Source organism: Glaciecola sp. XM2 (assembly GCF_018595715.1).
GTDB lineage: Bacteria > Pseudomonadota > Gammaproteobacteria > Enterobacterales > Alteromonadaceae > Glaciecola.
Window position 1 is genome coordinate 337854 of record NZ_JAHEOJ010000024.1, and the last position, 20460, is coordinate 358313.

Here is a 20460-nt window from a genome sequence, read left to right on the forward strand (position 1 = left end):
CAAAAAACCTAAGCATAAAAAAAGTCCGATGTTTAAAAGCATCGGACTTTTTGTTTTTATCAATGAATGATTTATAGCATCGCTAAGGGTTTATAGCTTAGCCTTTTTTCATCCATGCAGTACAGTGACCTTTAGCAGCAACCACTTTCCCTGGGAATATGGCACATGGACGCCATTCTGCGCCATCTTCGCCTTGAATGTACATGCAGTTGTCGCAATACTCGCCTTCAACCTCAGATACATGCACGTACTTCAATGCAACGGCTGTAGGATCGTCTAACGCCAACTTCTCTTGTGCATTTGCACGCAAAGCAACGCCACCAAGGGTCATACCAATAAGGGTAGAACCTGATAGTTTTAAAAAGTCACGACGGTCAAGATTTTTCATAGCTCTTCCTTTCTCCAACAATAATGATAATTATTCTTTTTTACGCTAGGCCAATACGACAAAGGCCCACCGATGAGGTGAGCCTTTGAAAAACATATTCTGTTTATACTTATACACCAATAATTAAGATCTACCAAATCTGATTTAGAAACCGGTTGCGCGATGTCAATGTTTGTTATTGCTCATCATCTGCGCCTGGGCTTTCATCTTCTTGCTCAGGCAGCTTCATTAACAGCCACACGATGGCCGCAACAAAGGCCAGTGCGATGCCGCACACCAGTAATAACTGATCAAGATTCGGGATCATGTTGATTTCTTCCAAATTGAATGTAACGGAGTATCGGGTTTTGCGTAACTTAATCGCGCAACACGCTCGGTACGATGATAACTATCTAGCCCAGACACACATACCGAATTAGCAGCGTCTATATCTAGATACCCATCCTCTAATTGATAATCTGCATGCGTTTGAATTTCGACAATTTGTGCAATAACCAACTCTGTGAGATTAATGTTGAGTACCTGTATTTCGCGTAGCTCAAGCCCTAACTTAATATTGCTCTGTGCCACGTAAGGCGCAAAAAAGCCTTCTGAATACTGGGGAGTAAGCCCCGTGGCTGCAAATTCGCTTTGATCAGGCTCATATCGCGCAGAGCACTGATGCGCTTGCTCAACCATGGTTTCGTTGACGTGGTTGAGCGTAAAAAACCCTGATGCTTTAATGTTTTCTAGCGAGTCTCTTGTCACCGTGTGCGGGCGCATCAAAATACCCATTAACGGTGGGTTAGCACCAACATGAAACGCACTGCTGATCATCGCTAAATTCTCAACACCTTTGTCGCTCTTTGTACCCATCAAATTAGCGCTCTTAAACCCCGACAAACTATTGATCAGATTTGCTCTGACCCGTTGATCAAGGTTTTGTATATCTTGTGAACCGTAATATTTAGCCATGCTTATTCATCATCCCGCTTAGCAATAATTTCTAAGCCGAAGCCACTGTCTACGATTGCCACTTCAATGGGCGAGCAGCATATCTGACAGTCGACAATTTGTTGCTGACCAATGTCATTGTCTTCATCAATCTCAATGTCGTTATAGGTCATGCAATACGGGCATTCAAATTTTTCCGCGCGTGTTAAGCTCATCGTGCTCTCATTTTGTTGCGAGTTACCTTTCTTACTGATGAAATAATCTGCTGGTTCGTTTTAGTAGCGCAAAATCTACCAATTGGTTGTTAGGCTGTCTTTGCACGGTGCAATTGCTGCCTTATCAGACAAACTAAAAACCGCCTTGTGAGCCTTTTTATAAAGCGGTACGTTAAACAAACCTATGAAAGACGCGACTTCATCATCACCTTATCAACCTCGCAAACGCTTTGGCGCTTGTCAAACCTGTGGGCGACAGGCGCACTTAACCTTTCACCATCTCATTCCTAAAAAGATGCATCGGCGCACGTACTTTAAAAAGCATTTTGATAAAGCTGGCCTGTCTGCTGGCATCAATATTTGTCGTAAGTGCCATACCGGCATCCATAAAACATATTGTGAAATGACCCTTGCTAAACAATTTTATACCCTTGAAATGATACTCAATGATGAAAAACTCACTACTCACTTTGCATGGGTGAAAAAACAAAAAACGAAATAAGACAATAGCTTAAGCATTTACGACACCGAAGTGTCATATGACATTTTACGACTGTCACAAAACTGCCGTTTCGGTTTTCTCAATAAGGACGTTAAATAGCTTCAGCGATACGCAAAGCCATTAACAAGGAACCAAAAATGCAATATAGTCAAACAAACACCAATGAGAGTAATGAAGATATGAGCCAAGTAACAATGCGCAAAGGGTTTTGGTTTTACTTCGAGCATGAAGGGCATGACATTTCTGTGCATGGCTCTGCTTGGTCAGGCAAAGAAACGGTCTATGTAGACAACCACCCAGTATCTGATAAACGCAACTTATGGAGTTTTCGTGGCGATCACGATTTTACCATCGATGAGAGGCAATACCGCGTGCGGATTGTCCTAGAGGAGGTCCTGCGCGGCACGGTATCTGCGACGTTGTTTTGTAACCGTGAAGAGATTGCTAAAGAGAGTAAAAGCTACCTAACAAAGCAGAGCAGCAAGAAAATGTTTATCCAACTTCTAGGGTGGGTCGCCGTTGGTGCAATGTTTGGCTATTTAACCGGCCGGTATATTGTACCCATGATTACCGGTTAGGCGCCGTTCAACTATGGAGTTACGCGGCGATAAAGTCAAAGCGATGCGAATGGCCAATAACTGGACGCAGCAACAACTAGCACAAATTTGCGATGTAAACTTGCGCACCATTCAGCGGGTTGAGAAGCAAGGCAACGCTTCGCTAGAAACCATCATGGCCTTGTGCATAGCGTTTGATGTTCGTCGAGAGGTTTTGTTTGAAGTGCCCAAACCCGAGGAACTTGAGGGAGATAGCAACGCATTTAATAAAGCTCACTTTATGTTTTTCGTTTTAGGTTTAAGCATCGGCTTAGCCGTTGCGTTGCTTGCCTTGCTCTTTGCATAGAATCGCAGGGCAAGAGCGCGTCCAATCTGATGAAAGATTTAATCCCGATTAACCACTGTTTTTTTAAACAGTAATAAATTACACTTCACGCGTCTTTGTCAAAAATATGAGCCCATGCGACGCTTACCCACTTATTATTATTTAACGCATTTTCACGAGTTTTTGCGCTTTGTTGAAGGGCCTTGTGCTGCCTTGCTGCACCCGTCGCACATAGCGTTTTTAGAGGCGTTTCATCAAGCAAGTAAAGACCAGCAGTGCTTGTTAGTAAGGTGCATCAATCGTAAGCATGGTGCAATCAAAATCAGTAGCTTAGTATTTGCAGAGCTGGGTAATGTAGATGAGCTGATAGCACAACTTGTGGAACTGGGCTGGCTTGGACCTATCACAACACAAGATGTGCCGACGTGGCTAGACGCGTTAACCAAAGACGAATTACACACGCTTTATCACGCTAGTATTTCGCCCACCGAAGCACGTTTGCCGAAAAGTGTTAACCGCGATACATTGCTTGGCGCTTGTCGGTCAGTGCCTGCCCAGACCCTCTGTGACGCTGCTTTATCCAATGATTACGTTATGCGCCATAGCGACCCCATCATCGATTATTTTCTATATCTATATTTTGGAGATACCAAATCGCGCTTAAACCAGTTTTCGCTGCGTGACTTAGGCGTAATGCGAACGCGCGACACCCAAGCGCAACTGCAATCACGTTATCAGTGCAAGCATCAAGCGCTAAGTAGTTTTTTACTCTCAAAATATTTACGTAAAGTCAGGCGTAGTCAGTTTGATAGTGCGAGCGCGGTCCTTCAGGCAATAAAAGATACGCCACCGGTTGAGGGCGAGATCGCAGCAGACAAGCACCAGCATCTGATGTTTGCACTTGCTTGCGAAATGCTGACCTTTAACCCTGTGCACGCATTAAGGCTCTTAAAGGCGCTAGAGACAGATACCGCCAAAGAAAAGTGGTGTCGGGAGGCATATAAGCTCGGCCAAGTCGAGGAAGTGCGCCTAGCTCTTGATGACATGATTGATCAACCTCTTAGTGATAAGTCTTTGGCATTTGCAGAAGACTTTTTGGCGCGCAAATATCAGCAAAAACGTACCAGTGTGCTCACCGATATGCTGCGCGAAGGAGCCCACCATATTTATTTAGATGAAACCTTTAAAGGAAGCGTCGAACGCGGGGTGCAAGCGCACTACAAACACAAAGGTTTACAGGCTTATCGCACAGAAAACACCCTGTGGGGAAGTTTGTTTGGACTGCTGTTTTGGCAAGAGTTATTTGACCTTCCCGGTTTAGGTCTAGCTACGGCTTTTGATCACCTTCCTACATGCTTAAAACAAAACAATTTTTACGCCGTGGCTCATGAGCAAATTGAAGCCAAACTTGCGAGCTTTCAAACGGCAAAAGAGTGCATGGCCATTTTGACTAAAAACGCTGCCGAGCATCATGGAAAAGGCCAAGGCGTTTTTCAATGGCGTAGCGATGTGCTCGAAACTCTGCAAACCTTTTTATCACTAGCGCCGATTGCTGGGGTAAAACAGCAAATGATTCACATGGCGCAAGATTGGCAGCATTGCCATAACGGCTTTCCAGACATCATGGTGATAGAAGACAATCGTTTGCGCTTTGAAGAAATAAAGGGCGAAGGCGATGTGTTAAGACGCAATCAACTATTGTGTATTCAAAAGCTCCGCGAATTTGGTTTTGACGTGCGCATCACCACCGTAGATTTTATTGTAGACCCTGACCAACCATATGTTGTGGTCGATATTGAAACCACTGGTGGACGGGCCGCTAATCACAAAATCACTGAAATCGGCATGGTCAAAATGGTGCGCGGTGAAATTGTTGAACGCTGGCAAAGCTTAGTTAACCCGCAAAGACGAATACCAAGTAACATCACCGCATTGACCGGCATTGACGATGCCATGGTCCAAGACGCGCCCATTTTTGCCGAAATTGCAGATGAAGTGGCAGCCTTCACTGAAGACTGCATTTTTGTCGCACACAACGTGAACTTTGACTATGGCTTTATCAAAGAAGAGTTTGCCCGCCTTGACCGCTTTTGGCGCCGCCCTAAACTGTGCACCGTAGTGCAAATGCGCCGATATTTTAAAGGACTGCCGTCGTATTCGCTTGCCAATCTCACCAAGCATTTTGACATCAGTATGCAGCGGCATCACCGCGCCATGTCTGACGCAGTAGCAGCTAGTGAACTGCTCTGCCTTATCAACGCCAAGCGATTTGAGCAGCAGGCCGGCACTGAGATTTAATGCTATTTGTATTTTGAGGTTGGAACGTAGGGATTGGGTCAGAACTTTATGCCGCTTCCAGACGCTCTGTTTTAGTTGTGTTTTACATCCGATGAAGTTGTATAGACTGCCCAAATTAATAAACGGCCCGTTAGAACTGTTGGCAACCACTGAGCCAATAAGATATGGTGATGCGCTACGTTATCCATAGTGAAAAGGAAAGGATATGCTTTTACGCCGTGTGATGGAGCATGTTAAAACACAGAATTGGACAGCCGTATTTATCGATTTCATCATCGTAGTTGTTGGTGTATTTATCGGTATACAGGTATCGAATTGGAATGATGAAAATGGTCGCCTAGCTAAGGAGCAGGCGTATTTAGTCTTGATTCATGAAGAGCTCGTCCAAAATAGTAAAACTACTGACAATCTCCTAAACTATTATTCTACGGTTACAGAAGCAGGGGAGCGGGCGCTTTTGTATTTAGAGGGTAATACACAATGTCAGGCAACGTGTGAAGGGCTATTGATTGATTTTTTTCATGCGTCTCAGCTCTGGGCAATTACCCTTGACCGCACGGCATTTGACGAGGCGGTCAAACTCAGTTTTCCCACTAATAGTGCCCTACGTGAGGAGCTTTTCACAACCTACGACCTAATTAATGCCTTTGGGATGCTCAATCAAGATTCGCCGCCCTTTCGCGAGGCGGTACGTGGTTATTTTAACCCTGATGCAGCACGCATTCTATGGACCGGCTGCTGGGAAGTAGATGTGGATGCCGTACTCGAAACACTCACAAGGGACTGCGAAAGTAGCCTTGTTGCCATCGACGCCGCCTCAATGCTTCGCAATATAAGAGCCGACAAAGCTCTTGCGCAAATGCTCCGTTTCTGGATAGGACAGAATATTACCGCGATGGCGAATTACCCAGTGCTTATTGAGCGCACCCAAAAAACCGCTGACATGGTGTTATCTGAGATAACGACATCGTCTTAATCCACACCTGAGTTAAGCACCATGAATGCATTAATATTAACTCTCGACCGGCCTCTTTTGCGCTTTTCCCAGCACCTGCATGGTCAAGCCTAACACCTATGTCATCGTCAAGAGCTAGTTAGGTGCTTGTTGAAAAAGTCAGTCGTGCGTTGCCACGACAACTCAGCATCTTTGGGGCTATAGCGGCTGGTGGAATCATTATGAAATCCGTGCTGCGCTCCAGCATAAGTATGCGCCTCATAATCGGCCTTGTTTTCACGTAAAATCTTCTCATAACCAGGCCATGAGGCATTTACGCGCTTGTCTAGCTCAGCAAAATGAATTTGCAAAGGGCCTTTAACTTGCGACTGCAATGCTTCTGGTGCAGGCGTTCCATAATACGGGACAGCGGCGTCGATACTGTCGGGCATTGTGGCCGCTAATAGGTTGCTGATATAGCCACCAAAACAAAAACCTACTACGCCTAGTTTGCCTGTGCCTTTTTCATGCGCCTTTAACCAAGTAGCGGCTGCCATAAAATCTTGTTCTATCTTTTCTCTTTCTAGGCTGCGCTGCATCGCGCGCCCGTCATCGTCATTGCCGGGGTAGCCGCCCAGTGGAAACAGGGCATCAGGGGCAAACGCAATAAAACCAATTTTAGCTAACCTGCGAGCCACATCTTTGATGTAAGGGTTAAGACCTCTATTTTCATGCACTACCAACACCGTCGGGGCCTTGCCTTCTAAATTAGACGGAACAGCAAGATAACCGTTGCCTTCACCATAGCCGTTTGGTGAGTCAAAGCGCTCGTAGGTTGCTTTAATGTCTGGGTCGTTGAACGACACTTGCTCAGCTTGCGCATAATTGGGGATAAGCGCACTGCTAATTACCCCAAGAGATAAGCCGGCAACGGATAATGAAGCCAAACGCGTCATGAAAGTGCGTCGGTCAATATCTCCATGGGCATATTCGTCATACCAATCAAACGCTTGTTGTGGAATTTCTATCGGTTTTTGCTGTGACATATCCCGTACCTTTTTGAAGTGGACGCTTTTATTAACCTCTAGTTATAGTCATATAGGTGAACAAGATCAATTTCTTGTGCACTATTGTTACCCGCTCAATGCAAAGGAAACACATGACAAAACAAATGATGTTGCAACGCTCACACAGAGCGTTTATTCTGCCGCTAAATTATCCACATCACCTTTTTAAGTAGTAAAGATGAGATTCATTCTGACTTTTTTTCGTAATTTGCTTGGTGGCATTATCGCGTTTGTCGACCTCATTACCCGTGGTCGCAAACTAAAACGCAGCCCGCAGGCTCAGCAAGACGTTGAGAAAGAGCTTGAGGCACTTACGCTCTATCAGTTCTTTGCATGCCCGTTTTGTATCAAAACGAGACGTACTATGCACAAACTCAATCTTCCCATCGCCAAGCGTAATGTTTCGCAAGGCTCTCCTTATCGACAAGAGTTGCTAGAGGGCGCAGGAAAAATACAGACCCCTTGTTTGCGAATTCAAACAACTGAAGGCGATAAATGGCTTTTTGACTCATCAGCGATTATTGAATATTTACAAGGTCGATTCGGCCAGTCTTAATCTGTTTTTACATATTGTGGGTATGTATACACTCATGCATCACAAGGTACATTTTCGTTTATGTCTATAAAAGCCGAATTAAGTGAGACCGATAAATCTCGCGTGATTGAAATGGCGTGGGAAGATAGAACGCCGTTTGAAGCGATAGAGCGCCTCTATGGCCTAAGCGAACCTCAGGTGATTGAGTTAATGCGAAGCAGCATAAAACGCAAGACCTTTAATAATTGGCGAGCACGCGTGTCGGGTCGCAAAACTAAGCACATTAAACTGCGCAGCTCTGATGTTTCTCGCGGCTACTGCTCTACACAATACAAACCGGTGCGCAAACGCTAGCGTCACCACTCTAGTTTATCAATCACAGCGCGCCTAAATTGCGGCGTAACGTTAAAATACCAAGTGGTAGTGCGATTGCTCTCAGGCATCTGAATCAAAATACGCTGCACCGGTATTTGCTGCACGTAGACTAGGTCTTGCCCCACAGCGACCATATCGTGCAGTTGGATAAACGCATATAAGTCAGTGGTGCTGTTGATCACAAAAGGCGTATTCTCACTTTGCCCATTGCCGGTGCGCCAAATTGCCTCAATTAAGCTATCTAATACCCAAGTGTGAAAGCGATTGTTTTCAGTATCTTGCTTTGCGCCAGAGCATGTGGCGGCGGCGTAATGCCCAATCAAAGATGTGTAATTTGCTCCCAAAATTTGTTCAGCGGTTTTAAGGCAAGCGTCGAAGTTGCCCGCTCGCATGTAATTCTCGGTGAGTAACTTTCCTGCCTGCTCGGTGTCACCGGTCGGTTGATAAAACGACGTGAGCGGATAGGTAAACAAAATGCGATCGAAGGTAGTGCTGTCTGCTAGTTTATTCTCAATGGTCTGCTTGAGCGCGAGATAATCCTTATCGCTTTTTTCATAATCGAGCACGGCTTTTTTAGGCTGCGTAGTGGCACACGACTGCAAGCACAGGATAAGCACTGAACATACGAACAAACGAAAGTAGAAAAAACGCGGCAAGATAGGGCCTACTGTGCTCAATCAATCAAATAAGGTGTGAAAAAGGGTAACCTTCGCACTGAACATTGTAAAGGGGATCAAAAGGCGGGGCCGGCACACAACACTATCGGTTGTGCGCCAACGTTTACTATTGAATAAGCGCGACTTGTTGCGAGGACGTATTCGACTGTAAGCCAAAATGACCTAAAGAATAAGTATAGCTTCTCAATTCGTTCCAAATTCGACTGCTGTGGACGCCGTTCACATTACACGTGCCGGTTGCACATACAATCTGGTCGAAGTTACTTTTTATCGAATAGACCTTTGATGCGATGGCGTCGCCGTTAATGCTGCGTAAAAATGGACTGTTTATAGATAAACCGTTAACACCACACGTAGATGAAGGCACGTTAAACGGGTAAGTACCGCAGGTGCGTAAACCGCGCACCGCGCCGGCAATACCCACAAAAGTATCGACACGATTAGCAACACGTAGTTTACCGATTTGCTGAATCGCTAAGGTAACTCCCATAGAATGCCCAATCACATCAATGTTCCCGGTACAAGAGCGTGCCAAGGCGCTGTTAATGGCATTTCTCACTGGGGTTTCTTCTGAACCACTATGATTATTGCACGCGGCACAGAATTTACTGCCCCAATCGGGACGAAAGATTTCGTTACCAGAATATCCGTTTGCCAATAAACGATTGTAAGTGTTATCCCAGCTGCTAGGCGAAGCCGAATTACCATGTACTAACACAACGGCATCTTTGCAAGCAAGGACAAGAGGTGGCGCAATAAGCAGCGCTAAAGCTACAACAGATGAGAAGAAATGTTTCATATGTATAACCAACTAAACGTTAGGGCTTTACACCTTATTAACAATTGCTTTACATATACATAGCACTTTCGTACTTTTTTGGTTAGTAACGACTAACATAAGCCTTATTTACACGTTAATTGAAACTAGGCCAATCCTAATTCAACGCGATCGCGACCGTTCTCTTTGATTAGGTACAAGGCTTTATCAGCACGGCGAAGTGCATGTGCAAAAAGCTCTGTGGATTTAAGCTCAGTGACACATGCACTGATAGTGGGTCGTAAGTCATGTCCAATTGCAGATACCCAATCAAAGCTTGTTAAAGACTTTCTTACCCGATGCGCACTTTTTTGAGCCTCATCAATACTTATGGATAGCAGTGTGTCTTGTATTGCTAGATTATTGCGCCTCTTTATTGAGCGCTGAGCCAAGCAAACAGAAGTAACGGGCTAAACGTTGTGTGATTAGAACACGCTGCGCCCCTGTTGGGTATACTCCTGATTTTGCATCAGCAGATTGCTTTGTGCCTTGCACCAAAAACTGATTCTTAATGCTGTGGTCCTGAACAAACGCCTCAAAGGCTCGTGCCGCCATTTCTTGCGGGCGAGAATAATAAAAGACGCCTACCGCCTTATCCGTAGCAACGCTTTTGAGCATTAGCGTACTCATGTTTTCTGCGTTGGCAGCATCCAAAAATATCGCCTCAAAACACGCTTCTAATCGATTGTTCAGGGGGTGAGGGTTAATATTGCGATTCTCTAACCACATCGATGATGCAAATCCACTAGAGATGTTAGATTGCACAAATTTAGGGGTAATAAAATGGTCAAAAGCGTGAAACCATTCGTGCGCAAGGGCGCCGCCCCCGGCATTTTTAGCCAAAGCTAACTGACGTTTGCGCCCATCGTAATGGGCACTCACGTGCTTTCGTCCGCCTACCCCAAAAGCCAATGCTAGGGTACCATTGAGAGAAATGACCGATTCGGGCACTTGCAGAATATCCATAAGATCGCAAAGCGCATCAAAAAATAGGTTAGCAGCTATTTGTTGCTCTTCACGGGTGACCCATTTACCAATCTCAATTGCTCTAAAACCAAATATTTTCACGATATCGGCAAAACTGACGTCAGCACCACCACGATGATTTTCACCGTTTCGAAAGTAGGCCTTATGAATTCTGCTTTGCTTGGCTTGTGTCATTGTTTTGAAGTAAAAGACTCTGAAATAAAAACGCCTGGAATACGGGGTTGTGCAGTAAAATATGCTTAAACGAAAATACGCCAGGGCATGAAAGTTATCATGCTACCTAGCGTATCATAGATACTAAAGCTTGCTTTAGAAGGGTAGGAAATTAAACGCGTATTCCAGTTCGGTTTGCGTTACGTTTTGTGCCCCAAAATCAATTAAGCTAATACGAGCGAGTAATCTTTCTACCAGTTCAGGCGCTTCTAGCTCTGAGTCTAGCAAGGTCACTTCAGTTAACGCACCGCTTGGCGCAATCACTAACTTAACGGTTAGCTTACCCTCAATGCTTGGGTCTTCACGAAGCGCTCGCCTGTATAGAGAGTACACCGCGCCCTTGTTCGCATCTAACACCTGACGAATTTGGTCTAGATCACGACTGCCAATCACTTGTGACTCCGTTTCAATACGTTTTGTCGCAAGTGCCGCTTCACCTACACTTGCTGCGACAAATTCGGTATTTCGACGCCCTTCAAGCTCCCCTGCTGCGCCCACATCACTCGACAAATTACTTGTCTGAATACCGCCACTGGTGGCTAACGAAGGAGCGGCAATCACATCACGCTGGGTGACGCTTGCTTCACCACCGCCTTGGCTTAAATCCGTATTCGCCAAATTAGACAGATTCGCTTGCTGGCGCATACTGGCAAGTTGATCTTGAAATGCTAAGACCCCTTTGCTTTTTGCGGTTTCGCGCGCTTGCGTGACTTTTTCTTGCTCTGTCAGCTCAGGCTCAACTTCTGGCTCTGGCGCTGGTGGCGTTTCTACTGGTGCTTCAACCACCGGCTCTGGTATTTCAGGCTCCGGCTCTTCAATTACCTCGGGCTCCGGTTCGGGCTCTGGTTCAGGCTCGACTTGAGGAGGCGGCGGCGGTGGTGTTTGTGCTTGAATGATCTTAGCGAGTTGCGGAGGCAGTTTTTCTTGCTCTGCTCTGGGCACCTCTGGTACATCAGTCAATGACACAAATACCGCCAGTAACAGGGTGATTATCAATACGCTTACGCAGATTTTGACAAAGCGCGAATTCTCTTGCGATGAACTGCTCCATGGCAATTGACTGTCAAAGTAAATGCCATTGTTTGGTAGGGTCTGTGTCGTCATTATCGAGACCCTCCCGAGCTAAGTGCAGTGCCGCTATCTTCGGTATTCTCAACCGCCAGCGCAATATTGGTATAACCTTTTGCCGCGGCCGCCTGCATCACCTGTTTAAGTACCACATAAGGCGTTGCTGAATCACCCATGATGGTAATGGATTGCGCGAGCTTCTCCTCATCACTTAGGTTTGGTTTTCTGGACGTATGATAATCAAGCTCGGCCTCTAAACTATCGAGGGCTTGCGCATCATTATCAATAATCGACTGCGTGTCAGCCAAAGGTTTACCTTGCAGTAGTATTTGACGCTTGGTCACCATCAACAGCAGCGTCTCTTTGGCGGGTGTATCGGCAGTGGAGTTTGGTAGCACCACATCATCACTGGATTGCAACACCTGTACATCTGATGCATTTAACATCAAAAAGAACACGAGGATGGTAAAAATATCCATCAATGACACCAAGCTAAGCTTTGCTTTGTTGGCGTGACGCTTGTGATTGCGCGCCATTCGTTTAGCGTGGGCAGACTGTTTCATTATTGTCCTCCCGTGCTAACGCTAGATATGGGCGCATCGGCCAACGATACATCCGGGAATAACTCGGCATCTACCACCGACGCCGCTACAACGTCTTTGTAAGAACGCGTTGTATCAATCAAAGTCACAATGGTTTGATAGTCGGTGTCTTGTTGCATGAGCAAGGTAATGTCTTTTTTATCGACGCCTTTACCCAACAAGGTTTGCTTCACTTGTTTTAGGGTTTCTTGTAAGGCTTCGAAATCGTGCGCGATCACCGCGCCAGTTTCAGTTTCTATCTCTATCTTAGGTACGCTAGTCACTAAGTAACCTTGCGGAAAATACACATCTAATCCGTCGTCAGTGACTTTGACTTCGAGCACCTGAGCTTCAATGCTCTCGGTATCTGAGATACCGGCAAGACCGGGCAGGTTTAGCTCAACAACGGTGATGCGTGAAAACACCATCATCATGAGCAGCACCGGCACTAACACGATCATCAAATTCATAAATGAAGTGATGTCGAGCTCAGCGTCTTGCTTTGGGATGCGCTTGCGACGATTCGCTAACATGGCAGCGTAACTTACGCGTCAGTATCGCGTGTTTTTGGCGTTAAATGTTCACGCGCAATCAGAATATTCAAGCACTTCACACCGGCCATTTCCATGCTATCGATGATTTCAGTGGTTTTGGTCTGAAGCAGTGCGTGGAAGCCTAATAAAGGGATCGCTGAAATTAGACCAAAAGCCGTGGTGTTCATTGCCACAGAAATAGATTGCGATAACAGGCTTGCTTTATCAGATGGGTCAGCATTGGCCACCGCTGAGAAGGCCGCTATCAAACCAATGATCGTACCTAATAGACCCAGCAAGGTAGCGATATTAGCAAGCGTACCTAAATACTGAGTGCGCTTTTCAAGGCGCGGTACCGTTTCCATTAGGCCTTCTTCCATCGCATACTCAATATCTTCGCGACGAGGGCTGACCGATAAGCGAGTAATACCTGCACCAATCACGCGACTTATGGGCGCTTTGCTGTTTTCGGTGATTTGTATCACTTTTTCAAACTTTTGATGTGCCAAAAGCGGCTCAATTTCACCAAACGCACGTTTGTTGGTGAAAGTTGCTGACATCAAGAACAAATAGCGTTCAATGGTAATGGCTATGCCAATGGCCAAAACAATGGCTATAGGCAGCATAAACGATCCGCCTTCTTGGAAAAATCGCGCTACGGTGTCAAAGATATCCATGATATCGCTCCAATAAATTCAATGAGTGTGATGTATTTGCAGTAATGTACGAAAAAACAATGGGTGTTTGTGTATCTCAATTAACTCAGGCTATGAAAAAATATACCTAATCTTCTTTGGTCGCGGGATTAGCACCTTGCACATTGGCCGCATTGCTAGCCCCTCGACTTATCTCTTCTACGACCGCTAGGTCACGTAAAAACTGGTTGCGCTCAATACTCGGCAAGCTTTCAACGGTCGGTTGCCATGCACTATTTTCGTTAATTCGCTGATGCGTCGGTAACTGCCAAGGTACAATCGTCAATACCTGAGGTTGCTCTTTGTTGCCTCTGATGGTCTCTTCCAATCTTAAAATCTCATTGGCAGAAATCGGTTGTTGAGCCTCCTGCGAGAGAGGCTCTGGCGTGCTTACTGTTTGCGCAGTGTCGTTATCAGATTGTGCTAGCGCGTTTGCTGACTGTATTGACGTAATAAGCGTAAGTGCCAACATACATAAATATAATTTATTCTGTGCCATCTGCCTGCCTCGCAACGTTATCGACTTGCGCTTGTACTTGACGCTCGACATCAATTAGCCACCCTTTTACACGGCGGGCTTCACGCTTGAGCTGAGCCTCACTTAACGACGTCAGCATAACTGCATCTTGCGCAGTTTGTGACTGTTGGTAGGTCAATAAATCGGCGTACATTTGGTAATCTTTTAGGGCTAGGGCTTTGTTTCCTAGATACAAGTCATACAGTACGCCGCGATTGCGATAGCTAGGCGCATGCGCTGAATAGCTTTCAATCGCTTGGGAATACAGCGTTAATGCTTGCTCAAACTCGCCTTGTTCACGATGCAGCAAGGCACGTCGATTGGCAGCCTTAAAGTTGTCTGGGTTTAGTGACAACGCGTTGTCATAACTTTTTGCCGCGCGATCAACGTCATCTAACGCAACATAAATATCGCCATCAAGTACGTATGCACTGCTGTTCATGGGGTCGGCTAATTGCTTAGCGCTTTGCATCAACGTCAATGCCACTTCATATTCTTCATTTTGATAGGCACTCAACGCTTCAAGTAATAATGCTCGTGTGCGCGGTGCATTTGCTTTTTTAGATGCCTGAAAGCGGTTTTCACTCGCATTGACTAAGGCCGCTGTGTCTAAGGCTCGTTGCTCTTCTGGAGAAATCGGTTCGACTTCAATACCTTGTGCACCAGCAGTCTCTTGTGTGATGGGCGCTTGCTCTTGTTCATTTGTCTGAACCTCTTGCTCGGCATCACCAAATAAGGTCTTAGTGCTAACACAACCACCTAACAGCAGCAGTGCAGCCAATGTTGTAACAAGGTGCTTGATTTTATAATTCATCTGCGGTCAACCTCGCGGTCATTTCAGGTTTGTTATAGCGTGCGGGCAAAGCTTTACTAAGCGCGGCAAAGCTTTGCTGAACGTAGTCATCATAAATCCCGTTAAACACACGATTGGCATTATTTTGATGCAGTTCTATGGCTGTCTCTTCAAATGGATAGGCCTGCTCTTCCAGCAAAATTTCATACTGGCTCATTTCAAGGGCTGATAACCCATCTGGACGGCTCGAGTCCATCAAATCGCCCGCCAGTTGCAGATATAAATTCGCCAAGTCGTAATTAGCAGCGGTGGTAAAGTCTTTTACCGCAAACGACATTACTAAATCATAAGCGTTAATTGCATCGCTCAGGGCTTTTTGCTTTTTCGGGAGACTTTCATTGAGTGGTTGTGACAATTTAATGCGTTTAAACACATAGTCTGCATCTTTCGCAAAGACCATCGCCGACATAGCCGCTAAGTAACGCGAGCGCGGTGTACCTGCGCTAGCATTGCCTGCACCACTGGCAAGTGCCAATTGCGCCTGAAGCATTTTATTGAGCCAAAAACGACGCTTGCTTTGCTCATTAGACTCAACATAAAACTCACTTAGGCGGAAACGTGCTTCGTTCGCCAAATCGAGTGGTTGCGGATACGCATGGGCATATTTTCTGAAATTGTCTAGCGCAAGACTGCGGTTTTCTGCTCTATCATAGAAGGTGGCAGCTTGATACAGCGCCTCTCTTCCTGCGTCGGTATTAGGTGAAGCTGCATGTTGCGCAATCAAAATACTTGCTGCAGCCTCCCAATTCTCGGTTTGCTGATAAGCGTATAACAGCTGAGGTTCGATATTTTGCGTTAGCTCGTTTTCAGGATAGCGCTGTGCGAAATCCAACCATGTCTCGATGGCGTTTTGCCATTGACCTAACAGCGCATAATAACTCGCACTGTCGTATTGTGCGGCCAATCTAAAGGTGGCATTCGGCGTATCGGTGATGATCTCCTGCCAAAACCCAATTGCTCTGATCACAACATCTTGCTGGGGCTCACTTAGGCTAATGCTTTGAACATCCGTCACTTGAGATAGCCCTTCCGGCGTCAGATTAATGCTCGCCAGTTCAGCCTCTGCCTGTCGATATAACGTAGCGGCCAAGCGGTCTATCAAATCGATGTTTTCTATTTCTCCATCTACCGATGCGGTAACGGTGGTGTCGGCTAGTAAGCGACGATAAAACCCTTCGGCACTGGCAAAATTGGCTAATTCAAACTCACTGTGCGCCATCACCAATAGTGCCGAGCGCTGACGCTCCGGCAATACTTCGTGTAAGGTGGGTGAAACCTCTAACAACCACGTTGCCCAGCTCTTCGCGGCGCGGTATTGGGCTTGATTAAACAAGCTTTGCATAAGGTTTAGACTGATCACTGGTGAGCGTCTGTCTTGCGCAAAGTTTTGCACAAAACGTTGCTGACTAAGCTGTTGAGCAGAGGGTCTAAATACGCCATCTTCAATACGTGAAACGGTGGCAGATGCGGGCATTTTTTCGTATGCCAAGATGGCTGCATACGCTGCTTCAACCGCCATTGGATTGGGGGTATCTTCGTACGCATAAATTTCAAATGCGTCGATGGCTTGTGCATATTGCTCAATGGCAATGTGTGCTTCTGCCATAAAGAAACGTCGCTCAGGTACATCTTGACTGACATTCTCTAAGCCCGGCAAGCTTGCCGTTGCAAATGTTCGGATAAAATTATCATAGTAAGCAATCGCCTGTTGATATGCCTCTAGGCGTAAGCTTGCTAAATCGGTATCGGTAGCACTGCTAAGGGCAATACGTTGAGCATTGCTTAACTGTTGTGTCTGAAAGGCTTGTGTAAAGCTGTTTTCGGCATCTTGTGCACGAGTTCTGCGAGCTTGCAGGATGCTGTCGATACCCTGCGCAATGCTATGCTCCGACTGCGCTAACTCCGTCAAATACTCGCGCAGATAAGGCGCTGCGGCTTCACCGATGGGTGAGTACAAACGAGATACTACACCTGCTCCTACCGAATACGTTTCTACGAAGCCTTGCTTGGCTAATAATACTTCGCCTGGGAAGTCCCCTAAGATAAACGCATCGATATGTCTAACGTAAAACTCAACTGCTCGAGGATGATCAGGATAAAGTGATGCAAACCCAAGTAACACCGCGGCGCTATCTTGAAAACGATCTTCATCTAAATACTGCTGAGCCAGCTCTTCGTAAACTAAATGTTCATAGGCTTGAGGACCTTTGGCTTCGTAAAACGCTCTAATGGCCGAAGCGTTCCCTTGATAAGAAAAGGTAAGCGCCATCACTCTAAGGCTGTCTTTGACCAGACGCATTTCACCTTTACTTAAACTATCAATACTGTCGAGGGTAGCAAACTTCAGCTGTTCAGAGTTTCCTAGCGTATGACTAAGCATGATATTAAAGGCGCTAAGGGCGTCGTTATAGTTATCTTGCTTGAACTCACTCCAACCAAGCATGTAGGCGGAGATCCCATAAAAATCAGCACTATTTTGCAACGACACTTGTGCGGCCGATTGCACAACCTGACCATAGTAACTTGCGGCCGTAGGATATTGCTGGCGGTTAAAGTAGTATTCACCGATTCTAAAATATAGCTCAACGTGTTGCTCTGTCATGGCATAAACATCGGTTGAAAAGGTGGTCATAAAGCCTTTTGCGACCTCAACACTTTGCTGCGCTTGACCTGCTAAATCGAGCGCTCTAGATAGCTGATAAGTGGTATCCATGAGTTTACGATTAAGGGCTTGTTGGGCTTCACTGAGCGGTAGTTCACCGTTAGGGGTTATCACGTCATGCTCGCTGAGCACTTGACGATATCCACTTATCGCCTGCTCAAAAAACGTATCTTGTTGAGCGCCGCCTTGCTCGAGGGTTTGCTCGGCTAACAACATTTTAATATCGGCAAGTCTAAAGGCTACCTGGCGTTTTTGTGTTTCATCTTCAATCAAAGGTAACAGCGCTTCGTATTCATCGCGTTTTTGCTCCAATGACAGACGCGGAATATCCTCAAGACCATTGCTCTGTTGGTCAGCCTGTTGACTTATCGGGGCCTCAATATCGCGACCTTCAGGCATAAGATTCAAACTTTTTAAACTAGGGCGAGTAGACGCACCGCTTAACAAGCGCCTTTGCTCTGCGAGTTCCACTTCGTTCAGCTTTTCTAACTCAACCTCTTCGCCACCCAAAATATTGCAAGCACCTAGGACAAAAGTGACGCTGAGCACAGCACTGCGAGTGATGATACGCAATCCCATCAGTTCACCTCCGGTTGCAAATCTTGTAGGCGCAACATCGCTAAACGAGTGTTGACTTGCTGCGCATTAAGCTGCGTCTTGCGTTGCTCAATAATGGCGAGCAAGTTATCTCGTAACTGCGTATTTGAGCGCTGATATACGCCATCAGCGGTAGCTTGTTGTTGCAAAATGGTTTGCTCCAAGCGCTCGATTTGCTGCTGTTGTCGCGCAAACAACTGTGAATCTTGTTGGCGTGCTTTTAATGCATCATATGAGGCCTGTGTTTGTTCAATGGTTTTGCCTACCTGCTGCATTAAACGTAAATGTTCCCAGCGATTTGCAATAAAGTCATTTTGTAACTGCCACTCCAAGACCCCTTGAATACGCGCTAAACGCTCGGCATATTTCGGGCTGACGGGGCGGCGTCTTGTATCATCGAGCAGGAGTCGTGCATGTCTTGCTTTGGCATTTTCAAGGCGCGACATCCAAGCCACTTGGTCAGGCGTGGCAATTTTTAAAGCCAAAGGCGTCACCCCTTCATCGTTTTGACTTTTACTTTGCGCAATCAGCGCTTTCATTTGCTCAAGCTGCGTTTGCGCTTGGCTAAGCTGGGCTTGGGCATCGCTCAACGATAAACTTTGCTGACGCTTTGCAAAACTTTGCTTGCGCGTGGCGAGCATTTGTTCAAGTACATCTAGTTGATCTTGCTTTTTGCGAAGCTCACCGAGGATCAGTTGAGATTGCTCGCGCACCGACAACAAATATTTCGCATCAAAGTCTGGGCGGGTGCTCAAAAACATGCGTTTAATATCTAATAGCGATGCCGGCCACTGCGCCGTGAACTCAGTTTGACTAAAGCCATCAAAAAAATTGTCTTGTTGAATTTGTTGAGTAAAGACATCTAAATCATCAAGACTGGTTTTAATTTGCTCGCTGGTATCGCTAAGGGCAAAAAACGCATTAGCATATTGACCTTGCTGTTGATGGGCATAAGCTATTCCGTAGCTGGCCTGTAAACCAAATATACCTTTTGAGCGCTGTTGTAAGTACTCCCATATATCGAGAGATTGTTGCCAACGATTTTGCTGTGCCAAGGTCCATCCAAGAGTAAGCAGTGCTTGGTCGCTTTCGCCGCCTTGCTCTGAAATTGTGTTTATAACCGCTAAGGCGCTTTCTTCATCTTGCTGTTGTAACAGGGCATAAGACAAGCCTAGATTGATGCGGTCAAATAATGCGTTTTCTTCTTGCGTTTGCTCCGCGAGTGCTTGCTGTTCAATATTGCCCTGTGCAGTGGCGTTAGGGTCGCTACTAAACCACGTCACTGGGTTAAGCCAAGCAAATGACAACCAGTCAAAACTCAACAGGCTTTGTGTGGCGGTTTTTGCGCTGGTAAACCACGAATCGCGTATTTGTTGATAGCGAAGTAAGCGTTGTTTCGCGTTTATAAACGCTTCTTCTGCACCCGCATAATCCCCCTGATTAAACAAACTGGTCGCAAGGTTTGCCTGTAAGTAGGCAGGGTAAATATTGTTTGGCGCTAGCTGCTCATACATTGCTTGCCAATCGGCTTGGCGCTGCATACGAGTAAATGCATTAAGATATATGAGCTCTTGCCATTGGGCGGTGGTAATTTCCTTTTCTAACTCGTCGGTTTGAATCGCTTCAAAGGCACGCTCACTTAAAGTGTATTGACGATTCTCAAAACCTGCTTTTGCCAACCAATACCAGGTATTGGCTTGCACATATTCAGACGAGGTGCGCGATAGCAGCCCTAACAAAAGCTCTTGTGCTTGCGTGTTCAACCCTAAATTGAGTTGAGCAGCGCCCTGCATTAGGCGCAAACGGTCAAGATCATGCTCTTCTAAATCGGTAAATTGATGGGCTTGGTCACCTACGTCAATTAACATCAACACAGATGCATAATTTTGCTGAAAATATTCAAACAATACGTGTTGATAGTCTGCTTTTTGCTTTGCCGGAGAGACTCGCACGGCATCTGCTGATGAGAGTACCTCGGAGTCAGACGCTGTATTCTCTAGGGGCAGTGCTGTTGCATCGTCTTGTGCAAGAGACGATAAAGAAAGGACGCAAAGCATCAACGCGGCGCCAAGTTTTGACGTCGTGGTTACTTTTTTAAAGCCTTGTTCTCTTACTTGTCTTGGCACTTAAG

Annotated in this window: 23 protein-coding genes; 7 read left to right on the top strand and 16 right to left on the bottom strand. The window is 46.0% G+C overall.

All coding sequences use genetic code 11. The features are described from left to right. Positions 1 to 97: 97 nt before the first annotated feature. The 4 genes from KJ365_RS11595 to KJ365_RS11605 all read right to left on the bottom strand — a co-directional run bounded on the left by KJ365_RS11595 (position 98) and on the right by KJ365_RS11605 (position 1536). The gene (locus tag KJ365_RS11595; RefSeq protein WP_214451804.1) at positions 98 to 388 is read right to left on the bottom strand and encodes a high-potential iron-sulfur protein; all 291 of its coding nucleotides are present in this window, start codon (positions 386 to 388) and stop codon (positions 98 to 100) included. A 175-nt stretch (positions 389 to 563) separates the two neighbouring features. Continuing rightward, positions 564 to 695 carry a hypothetical protein gene (locus tag KJ365_RS16940; RefSeq protein WP_284731281.1) on the bottom strand — a complete coding sequence of 44 codons (132 nt, stop codon included), beginning with the start codon at positions 693 to 695 and terminating at the stop codon, positions 564 to 566. Beyond that, positions 692 to 1342, bottom strand: coding sequence for a flavin reductase family protein (locus KJ365_RS11600; protein ID WP_214451805.1), 651 nt, complete (start codon positions 1340 to 1342; stop codon positions 692 to 694). The genes KJ365_RS16940 and KJ365_RS11600 overlap by 4 nt, the downstream gene beginning before the upstream one ends. A 2-nt stretch (positions 1343 to 1344) precedes the next feature. Then, positions 1345 to 1536, bottom strand: a complete 192-nt coding sequence (locus tag KJ365_RS11605) for a zinc ribbon domain-containing protein (protein WP_214451806.1) — start codon at positions 1534 to 1536, stop codon at positions 1345 to 1347. Positions 1537 to 1720: 184 nt separating this feature from the next. On the opposite strand from KJ365_RS11605, the gene KJ365_RS11610 reads away from it, so the two are divergent. The 5 genes from KJ365_RS11610 (at position 1721) to KJ365_RS11630 (ending at position 6194) form a co-directional block, all read left to right on the top strand. After that, on the top strand, positions 1721 to 2038 hold the full coding sequence (locus tag KJ365_RS11610) for a hypothetical protein (protein WP_250884177.1): 318 nt from the start codon (positions 1721 to 1723) through the stop codon (positions 2036 to 2038). A gap of 137 nt (positions 2039 to 2175) precedes the next feature. Continuing rightward, positions 2176 to 2616, top strand: coding sequence for a hypothetical protein (locus tag KJ365_RS11615; RefSeq protein ID WP_214451807.1), 441 nt, complete (start codon positions 2176 to 2178; stop codon positions 2614 to 2616). Between the two features lie 13 nt (positions 2617 to 2629). Beyond that, entirely contained in the window at positions 2630 to 2941 is a 312-nt protein-coding gene (locus KJ365_RS11620) for a helix-turn-helix transcriptional regulator (protein WP_214451808.1), read from the top strand. Between the two features lie 114 nt (positions 2942 to 3055). Continuing rightward, complete coding sequence (locus KJ365_RS11625) at positions 3056 to 5218, top strand: exonuclease domain-containing protein (RefSeq protein WP_214451809.1); 2163 nt, start codon at positions 3056 to 3058, stop codon at positions 5216 to 5218. A 205-nt stretch (positions 5219 to 5423) separates the two neighbouring features. After that, complete coding sequence (locus tag KJ365_RS11630; protein ID WP_214451810.1) at positions 5424 to 6194, top strand: hypothetical protein; 771 nt, start codon at positions 5424 to 5426, stop codon at positions 6192 to 6194. Positions 6195 to 6301: 107 nt separating this feature from the next. Here KJ365_RS11630 and KJ365_RS11635 read toward each other — a convergent pair whose 3' ends face one another. After that, positions 6302 to 7198: a dienelactone hydrolase family protein gene (locus tag KJ365_RS11635; RefSeq protein ID WP_214451811.1), complete on the bottom strand. Its 897-nt coding sequence runs from the start codon at positions 7196 to 7198 to the stop codon at positions 6302 to 6304. A 199-nt stretch (positions 7199 to 7397) separates the two neighbouring features. On the opposite strand from KJ365_RS11635, the gene KJ365_RS11640 reads away from it, so the two are divergent. Together KJ365_RS11640 and KJ365_RS11645 are read left to right on the top strand one after the other, a co-directional pair. After that, positions 7398 to 7775, top strand: a complete 378-nt coding sequence (locus KJ365_RS11640) for a glutathione S-transferase N-terminal domain-containing protein (RefSeq protein ID WP_214451812.1) — start codon at positions 7398 to 7400, stop codon at positions 7773 to 7775. A 60-nt stretch (positions 7776 to 7835) separates the two neighbouring features. Then, positions 7836 to 8108: a TIGR03643 family protein gene (locus tag KJ365_RS11645; protein ID WP_214451813.1), complete on the top strand. Its 273-nt coding sequence runs from the start codon at positions 7836 to 7838 to the stop codon at positions 8106 to 8108. A gap of 2 nt (positions 8109 to 8110) precedes the next feature. Here KJ365_RS11645 and KJ365_RS11650 read toward each other — a convergent pair whose 3' ends face one another. The 11 genes from KJ365_RS11650 to KJ365_RS11700 all read right to left on the bottom strand — a co-directional run bounded on the left by KJ365_RS11650 (position 8111) and on the right by KJ365_RS11700 (position 20455). Beyond that, positions 8111 to 8785, bottom strand: coding sequence for a DUF4919 domain-containing protein (locus KJ365_RS11650; protein WP_250884178.1), 675 nt, complete (start codon positions 8783 to 8785; stop codon positions 8111 to 8113). 127 nt (positions 8786 to 8912) lie between these two features. Next, a complete protein-coding gene (locus KJ365_RS11655) occupies positions 8913 to 9605 on the bottom strand; it encodes an alpha/beta fold hydrolase (protein ID WP_214451814.1) in 693 nt (230 codons plus the stop codon). Positions 9606 to 9983: 378 nt separating this feature from the next. Continuing rightward, positions 9984 to 10784 (bottom strand): CLCA_X family protein, encoded by an 801-nt coding sequence (locus KJ365_RS11660; RefSeq protein ID WP_214451815.1) that lies wholly within the window; start codon positions 10782 to 10784, stop codon positions 9984 to 9986. A 135-nt stretch (positions 10785 to 10919) separates the two neighbouring features. After that, positions 10920 to 11927, bottom strand: a complete 1008-nt coding sequence (locus KJ365_RS11665) for an AgmX/PglI C-terminal domain-containing protein (protein ID WP_214451816.1) — start codon at positions 11925 to 11927, stop codon at positions 10920 to 10922. Beyond that, complete coding sequence (locus KJ365_RS11670; RefSeq protein WP_214451817.1) at positions 11927 to 12454, bottom strand: ExbD/TolR family protein; 528 nt, start codon at positions 12452 to 12454, stop codon at positions 11927 to 11929. Before KJ365_RS11670 ends, KJ365_RS11665 begins: the two co-directional genes overlap by 1 nt. Beyond that, on the bottom strand, positions 12454 to 13005 hold the full coding sequence (locus KJ365_RS11675; protein WP_214451818.1) for an ExbD/TolR family protein: 552 nt from the start codon (positions 13003 to 13005) through the stop codon (positions 12454 to 12456). The genes KJ365_RS11670 and KJ365_RS11675 overlap by 1 nt, the downstream gene beginning before the upstream one ends. 11 nt (positions 13006 to 13016) lie before the next feature. Next, positions 13017 to 13682, bottom strand: a complete 666-nt coding sequence (locus KJ365_RS11680) for a MotA/TolQ/ExbB proton channel family protein (protein WP_214451819.1) — start codon at positions 13680 to 13682, stop codon at positions 13017 to 13019. 106 nt (positions 13683 to 13788) lie between these two features. Beyond that, a complete protein-coding gene (locus KJ365_RS11685) occupies positions 13789 to 14199 on the bottom strand; it encodes a hypothetical protein (RefSeq protein ID WP_214451924.1) in 411 nt (136 codons plus the stop codon). Continuing rightward, positions 14186 to 15031: a tetratricopeptide repeat protein gene (locus KJ365_RS11690; RefSeq protein ID WP_214451820.1), complete on the bottom strand. Its 846-nt coding sequence runs from the start codon at positions 15029 to 15031 to the stop codon at positions 14186 to 14188. Before KJ365_RS11690 ends, KJ365_RS11685 begins: the two co-directional genes overlap by 14 nt. Next, entirely contained in the window at positions 15021 to 18311 is a 3291-nt protein-coding gene (locus tag KJ365_RS11695) for a tetratricopeptide repeat protein (RefSeq protein ID WP_214451821.1), read from the bottom strand. The genes KJ365_RS11690 and KJ365_RS11695 overlap by 11 nt, the downstream gene beginning before the upstream one ends. Next, on the bottom strand, positions 18311 to 20455 hold the full coding sequence (locus tag KJ365_RS11700) for a tetratricopeptide repeat protein (RefSeq protein WP_214451822.1): 2145 nt from the start codon (positions 20453 to 20455) through the stop codon (positions 18311 to 18313). Before KJ365_RS11700 ends, KJ365_RS11695 begins: the two co-directional genes overlap by 1 nt. Positions 20456 to 20460: the final 5 nt, after the last annotated feature.

What these genes read in the sequence shown, in the direction of transcription:
- KJ365_RS11595 (WP_214451804.1), bottom strand. Translation starts at nt 388, where the DNA reads ATGAAAAATCTTGACCGTCGTGACTTTTTAAAACTATCAGGTTCTACC.
- KJ365_RS16940 (WP_284731281.1), bottom strand. Translation starts at nt 695, where the DNA reads ATGATCCCGAATCTTGATCAGTTATTACTGGTGTGCGGCATCGCACTG.
- KJ365_RS11600 (WP_214451805.1), bottom strand. Translation starts at nt 1,342, where the DNA reads ATGGCTAAATATTACGGTTCACAAGATATACAAAACCTTGATCAACGG.
- KJ365_RS11605 (WP_214451806.1), bottom strand. Translation starts at nt 1,536, where the DNA reads ATGAGCTTAACACGCGCGGAAAAATTTGAATGCCCGTATTGCATGACC.
- KJ365_RS11610 (WP_250884177.1), top strand. Translation starts at nt 1,721, where the DNA reads ATGAAAGACGCGACTTCATCATCACCTTATCAACCTCGCAAACGCTTT.
- KJ365_RS11615 (WP_214451807.1), top strand. Translation starts at nt 2,176, where the DNA reads ATGCAATATAGTCAAACAAACACCAATGAGAGTAATGAAGATATGAGC.
- KJ365_RS11620 (WP_214451808.1), top strand. Translation starts at nt 2,630, where the DNA reads ATGGAGTTACGCGGCGATAAAGTCAAAGCGATGCGAATGGCCAATAAC.
- KJ365_RS11625 (WP_214451809.1), top strand. Translation starts at nt 3,056, where the DNA reads ATGCGACGCTTACCCACTTATTATTATTTAACGCATTTTCACGAGTTT.
- KJ365_RS11630 (WP_214451810.1), top strand. Translation starts at nt 5,424, where the DNA reads ATGCTTTTACGCCGTGTGATGGAGCATGTTAAAACACAGAATTGGACA.
- KJ365_RS11635 (WP_214451811.1), bottom strand. Translation starts at nt 7,198, where the DNA reads ATGTCACAGCAAAAACCGATAGAAATTCCACAACAAGCGTTTGATTGG.
- KJ365_RS11640 (WP_214451812.1), top strand. Translation starts at nt 7,398, where the DNA reads ATGAGATTCATTCTGACTTTTTTTCGTAATTTGCTTGGTGGCATTATC.
- KJ365_RS11645 (WP_214451813.1), top strand. Translation starts at nt 7,836, where the DNA reads ATGTCTATAAAAGCCGAATTAAGTGAGACCGATAAATCTCGCGTGATT.
- KJ365_RS11655 (WP_214451814.1), bottom strand. Translation starts at nt 9,605, where the DNA reads ATGAAACATTTCTTCTCATCTGTTGTAGCTTTAGCGCTGCTTATTGCG.
- KJ365_RS11660 (WP_214451815.1), bottom strand. Translation starts at nt 10,784, where the DNA reads ATGACACAAGCCAAGCAAAGCAGAATTCATAAGGCCTACTTTCGAAAC.
- KJ365_RS11665 (WP_214451816.1), bottom strand. Translation starts at nt 11,927, where the DNA reads ATGACGACACAGACCCTACCAAACAATGGCATTTACTTTGACAGTCAA.
- KJ365_RS11670 (WP_214451817.1), bottom strand. Translation starts at nt 12,454, where the DNA reads ATGAAACAGTCTGCCCACGCTAAACGAATGGCGCGCAATCACAAGCGT.
- KJ365_RS11675 (WP_214451818.1), bottom strand. Translation starts at nt 13,005, where the DNA reads ATGTTAGCGAATCGTCGCAAGCGCATCCCAAAGCAAGACGCTGAGCTC.
- KJ365_RS11680 (WP_214451819.1), bottom strand. Translation starts at nt 13,682, where the DNA reads ATGGATATCTTTGACACCGTAGCGCGATTTTTCCAAGAAGGCGGATCG.
- KJ365_RS11685 (WP_214451924.1), bottom strand. Translation starts at nt 14,199, where the DNA reads ATGGCACAGAATAAATTATATTTATGTATGTTGGCACTTACGCTTATT.
- KJ365_RS11690 (WP_214451820.1), bottom strand. Translation starts at nt 15,031, where the DNA reads ATGAATTATAAAATCAAGCACCTTGTTACAACATTGGCTGCACTGCTG.
- KJ365_RS11695 (WP_214451821.1), bottom strand. Translation starts at nt 18,311, where the DNA reads ATGGGATTGCGTATCATCACTCGCAGTGCTGTGCTCAGCGTCACTTTT.